The organism is Micromonospora sp. NPDC047707, from assembly GCF_040704235.1.
Taxonomy (GTDB): Bacteria; Actinomycetota; Actinomycetes; order Mycobacteriales; family Micromonosporaceae; genus Micromonospora.
The window spans coordinates 1-13,272 of the sequence record NZ_JBEYSU010000014.1; the positions used below are offsets into that span (position 1 = coordinate 1).

A 13,272-nucleotide genomic window follows, 5' to 3' on the forward strand; every position below is an offset into this window, starting at 1 on the left:
GGCCCCGGCCGCCCGCCCCCCCCCCCCGCCCCCCCGCCCCCCCCCCCCGCCCCGCGCCCCCCCCCCCGCCCCCCCCCCCCCGGGCCGGGCCGCCCCCCCCCCCCCCCCCACCCCGGCGGACGTGCCGCACGACGAGCAGCGGCTACCACGAGGCCGGCGGATCGGCGACGCGGACCTCCCGAACGGCGGGCCGGGAGCGCGGTTCAGTCCGGGTGGCGGTGGCCGGGGTCCCGGCGGTACTCGGGACGAAGCCGGGCCTTGGCGAAGGCGGACTTCACCGCCGCCGAGAGCGCTTCGATGTCGTACGCGCCGTGGTGGCGGCTGCCGTTGATGAAGAAGGTCGGCGTTCCGGAGACGCTGCTGAGGTCGGCGGAGTCGACGTCCTCGGCGATCCGGTCCTTGCCCTTCCGCTCGGCGAGGTGTTCCCGGAACCGGTCGAGGTCCAGCCCGATCTGCTCGGCGTAGCGCATCATGTCGGCGGGGTCGAGCGCGTCCTGGTGTGCCAGGAGAAGGTCGTGCATCTCCCAGAACGCGCCCTGCTCCCCCGCTGCCTCGGCGGCCTCGGCGGCGAGTTGGGCATGCGGGTGCACGTCGGTGAGGGGCAGGTGCCGCCAGACGTACCGGATGTTGCGGAAGTCGGCCAGCAGTTCCCGGACCACCGGCTCGGCCTGCCCGCAGTACGGACACTCGAAGTCGCCGTACTCCACTACCGTCACCGGCGCCTCGCCCGGCCCACGCACGTGGTCGCGTTCCAGGTCGACCGGTTTCATCAGGTCGACGATCCCCTCGGCGGCGCCCAGCAGCGCGCGGGCCCGCCGCGCCGGGGAGAGCCGGGCGGCGAGGCGGAACACCAGCCAGGTGAGGGCGGACGCGCCGACGGTCGCGACGAGGATGCCGAGCTTCGCGTCCTCAAGCTCGGGGCCGTCCAGCGCGTGCGTGGCGATCAGCAGGGCGATGGTGAACCCGATGCCGGAGACCGTGCCCACACCGATGACGGCGGCCCAGCCGACGGGTGGGCGGAACCGGTCGCGGCTGAACCGGGCGACCAGGTACGAGGTGGCCGCGATCCCGGCCGGCTTGCCGACGAGGTACGCCACGACGACGCCCACCGTGACCGGCGAGGTGACCGCGCGGGCCACCAGCTCGCCGTCGATCGCGATCCCGACGTTCGCCAGGGCGAAGAGCGGCACCACGAAGTAGCTCGCCCACGGGTGGTAGAGGTGCTGCAACCGCTCGTTCGGCGACAGCGCCGAGGCGAGCCCGGTCCGGGCCGAGCGGGCGAGCTGCGGGGTGGGCTGTTCCCGGAAGAGGCGGAACATCTCGCTCGCTCGTTGCAGTTCCTCTCGCCCCGGAGCGTAGGCGTAGGTGAGCAGGCCCATCACCAGGCCCACCACGACCGGGTCGACACCGGATTCGGAGACCGCGAGCCAGGCGGCCAGACCCAGCAGCGCGTACACCGGTCCCCACCGCACGCCCAGTGCCCGGACGAGCAGGACGACACCGAAGATGGCCGCCGCGACGAGCAACGCCGGCGGCGACGGATGTTCCGGGTAGGCGATCGCCAGCACCGCGATCACGATCAGGTCGTCGACGACGGAGACCGTCAACAGGAAGCCCCGCAGGCGGTCCGAGAATCGCGGCCCGAGGACGGCGAGCATGCCCAGCGCGAGCGCGGTGTCGGTGGCCATCACGACGCCCCAGCCCGCGGCGGTGGTCTCCCCGGCGTTGACGATGAGGTACATCGCGATCGGCAGGACGATGCCGCCGATCCCGGCCAGCAGCGGCAACGTCACCCGACGCCGCTCCCGCAGCTCCCCCAGGTCGAAGTCCCGACGCAGCTCCAGGCCGATCACCAGGAAGAAGAACGTCATCAGGCCGCTGTTGACCCAGGTACGCGCATCGTGTGACACCCGCCAGTCGCCGAGTTGGACCGAGAACGACGTGCCCCACACCGTCTCGTACGACGAGACGTGGAGATTGGCCCAGGCGAGCGCGGCCACCGCCGCGACCAGCAACGCCCGCGCGCTGCCGGTCTCGGTCTGCAGGAACCGGCGCAACGGGTCGTTGAGCCGGCCGACCCAGTCGGTCCGGCCGGACCACCCGCCGCGCGGAGTCTCGCCCGTCACGCAGAAATCCTCCCCCACCGGCACGCCGCCGGGCTCCGATTTGAGCAGCGACCGGGGACGGCCGGCCGGGGTCTCCACGTCGGGCGCGGGTCGCGGCCCGGCCCGGACGGGCGCTCCGGCACGACGGGGTTCATCCCGGACACCGGTGTCGGGTCCGGGACGAACCGTCGCCCAGGGCCTGCGTCGAAGCTCCTGCCTAGTGCTGGTGCGGCCGGTTGCGCACGAGTACGAGGGCGACCAGGGCGGCGGCGAGGAAGACGACGGCGTTGACCCGCAATCCCGCCTGCACGCCCGCCGTCAGCGCCTCGGCGAGCGCTGCCCGGACCGGTTCGGGCAGCGGGTCGCTGCCGCCGCTGCCGGCCGCCACCGACGACTGGACCGCGCTGCGGGCCGGCTCCGCGACCTGGTGCGCGGCGAGCCGCTCCGGCAGTTCGGCGAGCAGCCGGGTGGTGAAGAGGGTGCCCAGCAGGGACGCGCCGAGCACCGAACCCACCTGGCGGGCTGCGTTCACCGCTCCGGAGGCCATGCCGGCCTGGGCGGGAGCGACGCTGGCGAGTGCGGCAGCGGTCGCCGGGGCGACCACCAGACCGCTGGCGGCACCGAAGAGTGCCAGCAGCGGCCAGCGGTCACCGAAGCTGGTGGCCGGGCCCTGCGCGGCCAGACCGAGGCTGGCCAGACCGCCGAGGAGGAGACCGGCGGTGAGCGGCGCCTTGAAGCCGGTGCGGCGGATGGTGCGTCCGGCGCCGAACGCGGCGAGCGCGTAGACACCGAACAGCACCAGCATCCGCCAGCCGGTGTCCAGCGGGTCGAGGCCCTGGGCGCGTTCGTGGAACAGGACGAGCAGGATCGCCACGCCGGTGAAGCCGAACAGCGACACGCCGGCGACGGCTATGACGGCGCTGAACGACGCGGATCGGAACAGTCGGACGTCGAGCATCGGCGCGGCGGTGCGCAGCTCGACCAGGAGGAACCCGGCCAGCGCCGCCCCGGAGCCGAGCCACGCGGCAACCACCGGTGGGCTGGTCCAGCCGTCGCGTCCGCCCCGGATCACGGCGTAGACGAACGTGGCGATGGTGACGGTGCCCAGCAGCAGTCCGGGCAGGTCCAGCCGGCCGGCGCCCTGCCGCGACTCGGCAACCCCGACCGCGGCGACGAGGAGCGTGACGACACCCAGCACGATGGTCGAGAGGTAGACGGTGTGCCAGTGGTGCTGTCGCAGCAGCGCTCCGGCGATGAGCGGGCCCACCGCCAGGCCGATGCCGGAGGCGGCCGACCAGGCGGTGATGACCTCGGTGCGCCGATGCGGGTCGGTGAAGGTCACACCGAGGATGGCCAGGCTGTTCGGCAGGATCAGCGCGCCGCCGACGCCGGCCAGCAACTGTCCGGCGATTACCCAGGCCGGAGTTCCGGCCTGTGCCGTCACGGTGCCGCCGAGGATCATCGCGACGACGCCGGCGAGGAAGAGCCGCTTGCGTCCGTACCGGTTGCCGAGCGTCGCGGCGGAGAGGACCAGGCTCGCCACCGCCAGGGTGTAGGCGCTCGGGATCCAGATCAGGGTGGTGGGCTCGACGCGCAGGTCCCGCTGGATGGTGGTCAGCGCGGAGACGGTCGCGGTGATCTGCAGGAAGGTGATCGCCGCACCCAGACACATCGCGACGAGGGTCACGATCTGCGAACGGCGGGAGGGTGACTGCGGCGGCCGCCCGGGCGGCGTCACGGCCGGCCCGGTCGGGGCCAGGGTTCGCTGGTCGGTCACGAGGGCTCCTGGAGGGGTCGGTGGCGGTGACGCCGGCCGGGGAGGCGTTGCCCGCCGGGCCGGCGACGCGCCGCGGAGAAGAGGTCGCCGGCGGTCAGGGCAGCTGCGGGTAGAGCGCGGCCACCCCGCCGGAGAGCCGGCTGCGCACGTCGCGGCTCACGTCGTCGGCGACGATCTCGTACGCACCGGCCGCGAGCTGGTCGACGGCGTACCGGGCGATGTCGGCCGGGGCGTGCTTGGCGGCGGTGACCGTCCGGGTCATGTCGGTGTCCATGTAGCCGACGTGCAGACCGGCGACGCGGATTCCCGCCGGGGCGAGCGTGACCCGCAGGCTGTTGGTCAGCCCCCACTCGGCGCTCTTCGCGCCGCTGTACGCGCCTCCGCCGGGCAGGGCCAGCCAGGAGAGCACGGAGAGCACGTTGAGGATGGTGCCGCCCCCGTTGCCCTCGATCACCGGGGCGAACGCCCGGACGACGGAGAGCGTGCCGAAGTAGTGGGTCTCCATCTCCAGCCGGATCTGCTCCAGGTCGCCGGTGAGCAGGTCAGCTCCGGTGGCCGTGCCGGCGTTGTTGATCAGCAGGGTGACGTCGCCGGCTTCCGCCGCGGCGGAGGCCACCGACGCGGGGTCGGTGATGTCCAGTTGGAGCGGGCGAGCGCCGGGAAGGTCGAGGTGTCCGATGTTCCGCGCGGCGGCCCAGACCGTGGCGCCGCGGGCGATGAGCTCGCTGGCGATGGCCCGCCCGAAGCCACGGTTGGCCCCGGTGACGAGGGCGGTTGCAGCCGAGATGTCCATGTCGTCCTGTCTGTGGAGGGATACTCGCCCCTGGCTTAGGCAGAGGCAAGCCAGGTGTCGCCCAGTGAACCACCTGACTAGCGTTTACGCAAGCCAGCCCGTACGCTGGTGGCATGACGGATCTGCGGGAGAACCTCGCCGCCTGGTCCTCGGCGAACTGCTCGATCGCCCGGGCGATGGACGTCGTCGGCAGCAGGTCGGCGATGCTGATCATGCGCGACGCCCTGCTCGGCACGCGCCGCTTCGACGACTTCGTCCGCCGGGTCGGCATCGGCGAGCCCGCCATGGCGGCCCGGCTCAAGGACCTGGTCGCCGCCGGTCTCCTCGAACGGATCCCCTACCGGGAGCCGGGACAGCGCACCCGCCACGAGTACCAGCTCACCCGCAAGGGCCGCGAACTGCTCCCCGTCCTCACCGCACTGCGCAGCTGGGGCGACACCTGGGCCGCCGACGACGCCGGCCCGCCCGTCCTCGCCACCCACCGCGGCTGCGGCCACCCCGTTCGGGTCGCGCTGCGCTGCGCCCAGGGCCACGACGTCACCGGGGGGGACATCGAACTCGTCGCCGGCCCCGGCCTGATCAGGAACACCGCCGAGGATCGGCAGGACGGACCCGAGCTTTGATCAAGGAACGGCAGGTCCGGCGACGGAGACCGGCGGGCTGAGCCGCCCCTCGTTGCCGCTGCGATCCAGCCCCGACACGCAGTAGGACAGGGGGCGGCCGGGCGGAGCGGCGCGGTCGACCCAGTCGGTGCCACGGGTGACGCCGACGAGCCGCGCCGCGCCGCCGTCCACGCGGTAGACGGCGTAACTCGGGGCGCCGTCCCCGCGCCAGCTCAACCCCACTCCCCCGGTGTCCGCCCGCCGCGCGCCGGTGACCGCGGGTGCCACCGGAGGCGCCGCCGGCAGCTGCGCCATCGTGGGCACCAGCGCCGGGTCGGCGTAGTGCGCCCCGCGGTACCGGCTGACCGCGCCGAGCTTGTCGGCGCGCACCTGCCGGGCGCTGAAATGGACGCTCCCGCTGACGCCGTAGCGGCGGTTGAGGGCGAGCTGACGGTCCAGCTCTGCCGGGTCGCGCCAGGCGCCGCGCTCGCCGACCCGGTAGTCGGCCTGGCCGATGTAGAGCTGCACCCGGGTGCCCCGAACCGTGGCCGTCCACCACGGCAGCAGCTTGGCGTAGTCGGCCCTGCCGAACCCGATGTGCCAGTAGAGCTGCGGCACCACGTAGTCCAGCCACTCCTCGCGTACCCACAGCCGCGTGTCCGCGTAGATGTCGTCGTAGCTCTGCAGACCGGCGGTGGCCGAGCCGGCCGGGTCGGTGCGCTTGTTGCGCCAGATGCCGAACGGGCTGATGCCGAACTTCACCCACGGCTTGATCGCCTTGATCCGCTCGCTCATCTCGCGGACCAGCGTGTTCACGTTGTCCCGGCGCCAGGCGTGCTTGTCGGTGAACCCGCGGCCGTACCGGGCGAACGCCGCGTCGTCCGGGAAGTCCTGTCCGGCCTCCGGATACGGGTAGAAGAAGTCGTCGAAGTGCACCCCGTCGACGTCGTACCGCTGGACCGCCTCCAGCATCGAGTCCTCGACGAACGTGCGCGCCGCCGGGATGCCCGGATTGAAGTACAGCCGGCTTCCGGGCTGGTCGGCGCTGGGATAGGTCACCGCCCAGTCGGGGTGCTGCCGCAATGGGTGGGTCGGCGCGAGCCGGTCCAGCCTGGGGCCGGGCCCGCCCACCGTCGCCGGCTGCCCGCCCCGGTACGGGTTGAACCAGGCGTGGAACTCCAGGTTGCGCGCGTGCGCCTCGGCGACCATGAACTCCATCGGGTCCCAGCCGGGGTCGCGGCCGTCGCGTCGCCCGGTCAACCACTCCGACCACGGCGCGTACCTCGACGGCCAGAGCGCGTCCCCGCTCGGCCGCACGTGCACGAAGACCGCGTTGTGGTTGTGCCGCACGGCCAGGTCCAGCCAGCTCCGGAACTCCGCCCGCACCGTCTCGGCCGGGAGACCGCGTCGGCTCGGCCAGTCGATGTTGTTCACCGTCGTGATCCACATGCCCCGCAGCTCGCGCGCCGCCCGGACCGCCCGGCCGGCGCAGACGGAGGTGCCGCCCGCCGGGCCGGCACCGAGGGCCGCCGCGCCGCCGGGCGCCGGTGCACCGCCGCCGGCCCGGTCCCGAAACGACCAGACGCCGACCGCGACCGCCACGGCGAGTACGACGACCGCCGCGACGATCGCCTGGGCACGACGGCGGCGGGCACGGGGCTGGTCGCGGGCGGGCATCGCCCCAGTCTGCCGAGTACGCCCACCGCGTGCACCAGACGGGCCGTTACTTAACGGGCAGCTAAGGCTGGCTTGCTGATCCACCCGCGCACCACCGCGTGGTTAGGCTGTCGCCATGCTGGACCCGGTGTGCGGGAGCGACCTCGATGGCTGACGCCGACGACGTGCGCCGGTTGGCGCTGGCGCTGCCGCACGTGGTCGAGATCGACAGTGCGGGCTTCGACTTCCGGGTCGCCGACAAGGGGTTCGTCTGGTCCTACCCGGAACGCCGACCCGGTGCGCCGCGGCTGATCCGCACCGACATCGCCGTGCTGTACGTCGGCGACGAGGCGGAGAAGCAGGCACTGCTCCTCGGCGAGCCCGACCTCTTCTTCACCACGCCCGCATACGACGGCCTTCCCCTGGTCATGCTGCGGCTGACGCAGGTCGGTGTCGACCGCCTGGAAGAACTCGTCACCAACGCCTGGCGCATGCGTGCCCCGGACTCGCTCGTCGGTGACCTCGACGACGGCACCCGGCCCGTCGACGGCTGATCCGCGCGGAGCCGTCCGGTCGGTCGAGGCGGCACTCCTCCCCGCTGAACTGGGTGACCTTTTTCCACATTGTCCAGTGGACGATCACTGGACGCAGATGGCTTGGTGTCGGCCGGCGCCGGGTGCCAGCGTCGATGCGCAATCACCCACAGCAGAAAGGGAACTTCGTCGTGCGTATTTCGCAGAGGATCGCCGCGCTGGGACTCACGGCCGCCGCCGTGACGGCGGGGACCGTGGTTCATGCCGCACCGGCACAGGCCGCGCTCTACGGCGGGCAGTGCGGCTCCGGTTACGGCGTCGTCAACCTGATCGACCTTCCCGACCTGCGGGGCACGGTCTACCTGACCTACAACTCGTCCTCGGGCAAGAACTGCGTCGTCACCCTGCGGGAGAGGCCCGGCACCGCCACGCTGATGGAGGCCTACCTGCGCCGTTCCGGCACCTCCTCCTGGGCCAAGGACAGCGGCAACTTCACCACCTACGCCGGGCCGGTCTACGTGTCGGCGGCGGGCTCGTGCGTCGACTGGGGCGGCACCATTGGAACCGCCTCCAAGACCCGCTACGGCACCAACTGCGGCTGACCCGACCGACAGACCCGACCAGCAAGCACGGAGGACGACACATGAAGCTCGTCAGGACCACCGCCGCAACCGCCACCGTCACCGCCGCCGTGATGGCCGGAGCGTTGGCAGCGGCGACCCCGGCGTACGCGGCCACCTACGGGGGCGAGTGCGGGTCCGGCTACGGCGTGGTGAACTCCGCCCCGATCGGCTCCAAGGGGACCGTGTTCCTCACCTACAACTCGGCCACGGGCAAGAACTGCGTGGTCGCCAAGCGGAACACCGCCGGCTCGGCGGTGCTCGTCGAGGCGGGCCTCGCAATTCACCCGGTCGGAAACCACTGGACGGCCTACGACGGCGGCTACTACCGGTCCTACGCCGGTCCGATCTACCTGTCCGCGGCGGACAGGTGCGTGGACTGGATGGGCCGCATCAGCGGCACCGAGGGGGGCAAGCGCGGCACCAACTGCGGCTGACCCGTTCGGGCAGCTCTCTCCTCCGCCGCCGGGCGACCGATCCGGTGTGCGGGCGCGGAGCAGGAACGGGGGCGAAGCCCTGCCGATGGGATCCGGCAGGGCTTCGCCGCCTCACCACCGGGTCACGAGCCACCGACCCGTACGTCCAGGAACACCGGACGCTTGAGCGGGAAGTGCGTTCGTCCCTGCTCGTCGGCCATCTTCCAGTAGATCTTGCAGTGGCCCGGCTTGCTCGGCGTGCGGACGGTCACCGCGATGTCCACGGCCTCTCCCGGGCTCGTCTGCGGGATGGCGACGGCTGTCGGCGCCTGGCAGGGCGCGTCGTTCACCCGCGCCAGGTAGCGGTTCGCCCACGGCACGGTGCCCGTGTTGCGGATCCTCCAGACCTTCGTGAACGAGGAGTCGGGCGGCACCAGCGACCCGTCGGGATAGGTGATGTCGCCTTCGAACCGGGAGTCGTCATGGTCGGGCGAGGCGGCGACCGGTGGTGTCACGCCGGCATCGCTTCCGCCCGTCTGCCGGTCGACCATGACGACGGCGAGCACGGCGCCGGCGAGGGCGGCCACGGCCGCACCGACGCCGACGCCGACGCGTCGACGGCGCGCCCGGCCGGGCTCCTCGACCTCGCCGGTCGCGGACCGTGGCGTCGCCTCGGACGCCGTGGACGTCGCCGCCACCCCGGCCGGTTCAGGCATGACGCCGGCCGCCGTGGCCGTCTCCGCCGCCGGTTCCGGTGCCACGTCGGCCGCCGACGTGGTGTCCGTCGGCTGCCCGGCGGCCCTGGTCCGTATCCAGCGGTCCCGCCACTCCTTCTCGGTGGCCCGCGGGTCGTGGCCGAGCCGGTCGACGGCGAGAACCCGGACGAATTCCCAGGTCGTCTCCCAACTGGGAAGACTCCGGCCCTGCGCCGCGGCGGCCAGGGACGACTTCGAGGCCGCGGCGCCCAGGCGCACCGACATCTCCTCGTACGAGGGATCGCCCGCGTCCTGCTTCAACCGCCACAGGCGGTCGGCGAAGGCGCCCACCGGGCCGGAACCGGGATCAGGAGGCGTCGGCCGTCGCCCCCGCCGTCGCGGTCCCCGATGCTGCCCCTGCGTTTCCTTCTCCACGTCCCCCACCTCGTCACCACCGAGCAGGCAATGGCGGCCGCGCATCCGGCGCGTGCGCCACCATATCCGTGCCGTGATTCCGGCCCCCGAAGGCGTACGGCAGCGGCAGCGGGTAGAAGCACAGGTCACGCCATTTCTCGCCGATTCCGTCGGTGCTGGACGCGCGGCGATTCCGGCTCGCGCCGGTGACCGTCGACGCGCGACGCGAAACAGTCGTGAGCTGCGGCCAAATGCATTCCTGTCGCCCGGAACGACGTCATTGAGATTTTCACCACTCGATCGGCTCGACGTTCGCGCCGGCCACCCCACACTCGGCCGCACGGCGACCCGGAAGCGCCCGGGTGCCCATGCGGCGGACCGGGCTTCCGCTCATCCGCGCCGGGGGCCACGACCAGCGTGGTACGACTGCACCAGCACTGGCCCGACGCGCACGGAGTGGGCGGGACATGACGATCGGTGGCTGGCGGGACTGCTTCAGGCCCGCGAGGGCGAGCTGCTTCTCGACCTGGTCTTCGTCTTCGCGCTCACCCGGTTCTCCGAGCGTCTGATCGAGGACTTCACGACGGAGCGGCGGATCGTCCTGCCGGAACTCGGCCAGACGGTGCTGCTGCTGCTCGCGCTCTGGCTGGTCTGGATCCACGCGGCGTTCGTGACCAGCGTCCTCGGGCCGCGGGAACGGGCGGTCCAACCGGTGATCGTCTGGATCATGTTCGGCAGCATGATCATCGCGGTCACGTTGCCCCACGCGTTCGGCGACCGGGCGGTGGTCTTCGCAATCACGTACGTCGCCATCCAACTCGGCAAGCCCGTCGTCCTGATGCTCGGACGGTACGACCGCGAGGGCCACGCCCCCGCGCGGGCGCTCTGCTGGGCGGCGCTGTCCGCCGTCCCCTGGCTCGCCGGGGCCGCCCTCTTCGCACAGAGTCCCACACGCGGGATCCTGTGGACGCTGGCGCTGGCACTGGACTACACGGGGCTCTTCCTCGGCTGGCCGGTACCACGGTTCGGCCGCACCCGATTGCACGACTGGAGAATCGCCGGCGAGCATCTCGCCGAACGCTTTCAGCAGTTCGTCATCATCACGCTCGGAGAGACGATCCTGCTCACCGGACTGACGTTCGCCGAAAGGTTCACCCCCGACCGGGTGGCACCCACCGTGGTGTCCTTTGCCAGCACGGTGCTCATCTGGCGAAGCTACTTTCACCGTGCCGGGGCGCTGTTTCCCGCGGCCATTGAGACCGTCCCCGACCCGGCCCGCCTCGGTTGGTCAGCGGTCCAGACCCACCTGATCATCGTGGCCGGCATCCTCGCGACCGGCGTCTCCCACGCACTGGTCATCGACAATCCGGTCGGGCACGAGGACCCGTTGTGGCTCGCGGTCATCCTGGGCGGGCCCGCGCTGTTCCTGGCCGGACGTTCCCTCCTGGAGTACCAGGTGTTCGCCCGGGTCTCCGCGTCCCGGGTCGTCGGGCTGCTCGCGCTTGCCGCCCTGGTGCCGCTGACGGTCGCCCGGACACCGGCGACCGCCGCCATCGCCCAGGTCGTCGTCCTGGCCGCAGTGGCGGTGTGGGACGCGATCCGCGAGCGGAGACACCCGGGCGAGGCGCCCGCACCACCGTCGCGTCGGCCCGCCACCTGATTCACACCGGCGCCAAATCGGCGTTACCGGACGACGCCGCGCCTTCTTGACTAGCGTGGGTGCGGAGCCGGTCAGCGGGAGGTGATGCCGGTGACGATGGAAGCGGAGCGCACCCTGCGGGCGGAGGACGTCAGCCACCTGGCGGAGCTCGCCGCCCAGTTGCGGGTGGACTCGATCAGGTGCAGCACGAAGGCCGGCTCCGGTCACCCGACGTCGAGCCTGTCCGCCGCCGACCTGCTCGCCGTGCTGATCTCCCGGCACCTGCGGTACGACTGGGCGGACCCGGGCGGTCGCGCCAACGACCATCTGATCTTCTCCAAGGGCCACGCCTCGCCGCTGCTGTACGCGGTCTTCAAAGCCGTCGGGGCGATCACCGACCAGGAGCTGGTCGACACGTACCGTCAGTTCGGGTCGCGCCTGCAGGGACACCCGACGCCGGCGCTGCCCTGGGTCGACGTCGCCACCGGTTCGCTCGGTCAGGGGCTGCCCGTCGGCGTCGGGATCGCGCTGGCTGGTCGGTACCTCGACCGGCTGCCGTTCCACGTGTGGGTGCTCTGCGGGGACAGCGAGACGGCCGAGGGCTCCGTCTGGGAGGCCCTGGACAAGGCCGGCCACTACGGCCTGCACAACCTCACCACGATCGTCGACGTGAACCGGTTCGGGCAGCGCGGGGAGACCGAGCTGGCCTGGGATCTGGACACCTACCGGCGACGGGTCGAGGCGTTCGGCTGCCAGGCGATCGTCGTCGACGGCCACGACCTGGTGGCCGTCGACGACGCGCTCGGCCGAGCCCGGCAGGCGACCGGCCCCACCGTCGTGCTCGCGCGGACAGTCAAGGGCAGAGGGGTGCCCGACGTCGAGAACCAGCCGGGCTGGCACGGCAAGCCGATGAAACCGGAGCAGGCCGAGCGGGCCGTCGAGGCCCTCGGCGGCGTACGCCAGATCCGCGTCACCGGGCCGCGGCCCGAACCGGCCCCGCCCGCCGCCACCCAGACCGGCGGGCCACCGGAGCTGCCGCGCTACGACCGGGGCGCGAAGGTGGCCACCCGGAACGCGTACGGCGACGCGCTGCGCGCGCTCGGCTCACGGCCGGACGTGGTCGCCCTCGATGGCGAGGTCAGCGACTCCACCCGCGCCGACCGGTTCGCCGAGGCGTACCCCGACCGGTTCTTCGAGATGTTCATCTCCGAACAGCAGATGGTCGCCGCGGCGGTCGGCCTGCAGGTGCGCGCCTACCGGCCCTTCGCCTCGACCTTCGCCGCCTTCCTCTCCCGCGCCTACGACTTCATCCGGATGGCCGCCATCTCCCGCGCCGACATCGCCCTGTCCGGGTCCCACGCCGGCGTGGAGATCGGGGCGGACGGCCCGTCGCAGATGGGGCTGGAGGACCTGGCCGCCATGCGCGCCATCCACGGCTCCACCGTCCTCTACCCCAGTGACGCCGTGTCCTGCGTCGCGCTGGTCGCCCAGATGGTCGACTGCACCGGCATCACCTACGTGCGCACCACCCGGGGCGGGTACCCCGTCCTCTACGACAACGACGAGACCTTCCCGATCGGCGGTAGCAAGCAGGTGCGCGGCGGCGGCGACGACCACGTCGCGCTCATCGGCGCCGGGGTGACGGTGCACAACTGCCTCGCCGCCGCCGACGAACTGGCGGGCGAGGGCATCAACGCCCGGGTCATCGACCTGTACTCGGTCAAGCCCCTGGACTCCGACCGGCTGCTGGGCGCCGTCCGGGACACGGGCGGCCGGCTGGTGGTCGTCGAGGACCACTACCCGCAGGGCGGGCTCGGTTCCGCCGTCCTCGAGTCGCTGGCGGACCTCGCCGTGCCCGCCCGGGTGACCCGGCTGGCGGTACGGGGGCTGCCCACCTCGGGAACGCCCACCGAGCTGATGGACCAGGCGGGCATCGGCGTGACCGCCATCGTCGAGGCGACCCGCGCCCTGCTGGCCCGCACGCGCTGACCGCCGGCCCCGGTCGGGGTCCCCGGCGGTCAA

General features: G+C 72.6%; 11 protein-coding genes. 6 read left to right on the forward strand and 5 right to left on the reverse strand.

The genetic code is table 11. From position 1 onward, the window contains the following. Positions 1-203 precede the first annotated feature (203 nt). From AB0873_RS17170 to AB0873_RS17180, 3 genes are all read right to left on the reverse strand, one after another. The gene (locus AB0873_RS17170) at positions 204-2,126 is read right to left on the reverse strand and encodes a Na+/H+ antiporter NhaA (protein WP_366600694.1); all 1,923 of its coding nucleotides are present in this window, start codon (positions 2,124-2,126) and stop codon (positions 204-206) included. A 196-nt stretch (positions 2,127-2,322) separates the two neighbouring features. Then, entirely contained in the window at positions 2,323-3,882 is a 1,560-nt protein-coding gene (locus AB0873_RS17175; RefSeq protein ID WP_366600695.1) for an MFS transporter, read from the reverse strand. Between the two features lie 94 nt (positions 3,883-3,976). Further along, on the reverse strand, positions 3,977-4,675 hold the full coding sequence (locus tag AB0873_RS17180) for an SDR family oxidoreductase (protein WP_155333046.1): 699 nt from the start codon (positions 4,673-4,675) through the stop codon (positions 3,977-3,979). Positions 4,676-4,788: 113 nt separating this feature from the next. On the opposite strand from AB0873_RS17180, the gene AB0873_RS17185 reads away from it, so the two are divergent. Beyond that, entirely contained in the window at positions 4,789-5,298 is a 510-nt protein-coding gene (locus tag AB0873_RS17185; RefSeq protein WP_366600696.1) for a helix-turn-helix domain-containing protein, read from the forward strand. Here AB0873_RS17185 and AB0873_RS17190 read toward each other — a convergent pair whose 3' ends face one another. After that, the gene (locus AB0873_RS17190) at positions 5,299-6,954 is read right to left on the reverse strand and encodes a family 10 glycosylhydrolase (protein WP_366600697.1); all 1,656 of its coding nucleotides are present in this window, start codon (positions 6,952-6,954) and stop codon (positions 5,299-5,301) included. 146 nt (positions 6,955-7,100) lie between these two features. Between AB0873_RS17190 and AB0873_RS17195 the strand changes: the two genes are divergently transcribed. The 3 genes from AB0873_RS17195 (at position 7,101) to AB0873_RS17205 (ending at position 8,523) form a co-directional block, all read left to right on the forward strand. Further along, positions 7,101-7,487 (forward strand): hypothetical protein, encoded by a 387-nt coding sequence (locus AB0873_RS17195; RefSeq protein ID WP_366600698.1) that lies wholly within the window; start codon positions 7,101-7,103, stop codon positions 7,485-7,487. Positions 7,488-7,657: 170 nt separating this feature from the next. Further along, positions 7,658-8,068, forward strand: a complete 411-nt coding sequence (locus AB0873_RS17200) for a hypothetical protein (protein ID WP_230688799.1) — start codon at positions 7,658-7,660, stop codon at positions 8,066-8,068. A 41-nt stretch (positions 8,069-8,109) separates the two neighbouring features. Beyond that, on the forward strand, positions 8,110-8,523 hold the full coding sequence (locus tag AB0873_RS17205; protein WP_366600699.1) for a spore-associated protein A: 414 nt from the start codon (positions 8,110-8,112) through the stop codon (positions 8,521-8,523). Between the two features lie 122 nt (positions 8,524-8,645). On the opposite strand, the gene AB0873_RS17210 is transcribed toward AB0873_RS17205, so the two are convergent. Next, a complete protein-coding gene (locus tag AB0873_RS17210) occupies positions 8,646-9,677 on the reverse strand; it encodes an NBR1-Ig-like domain-containing protein (protein ID WP_366600700.1) in 1,032 nt (343 codons plus the stop codon). Positions 9,678-9,891: 214 nt separating this feature from the next. On the opposite strand from AB0873_RS17210, the gene AB0873_RS17215 reads away from it, so the two are divergent. Together AB0873_RS17215 and AB0873_RS17220 are read left to right on the forward strand one after the other, a co-directional pair. After that, positions 9,892-11,271 (forward strand): low temperature requirement protein A, encoded by a 1,380-nt coding sequence (locus AB0873_RS17215; protein ID WP_366600701.1) that lies wholly within the window; start codon positions 9,892-9,894, stop codon positions 11,269-11,271. Between the two features lie 96 nt (positions 11,272-11,367). Further along, entirely contained in the window at positions 11,368-13,239 is a 1,872-nt protein-coding gene (locus tag AB0873_RS17220) for a transketolase (RefSeq protein ID WP_366600808.1), read from the forward strand. Positions 13,240-13,272 lie beyond the last annotated feature (33 nt).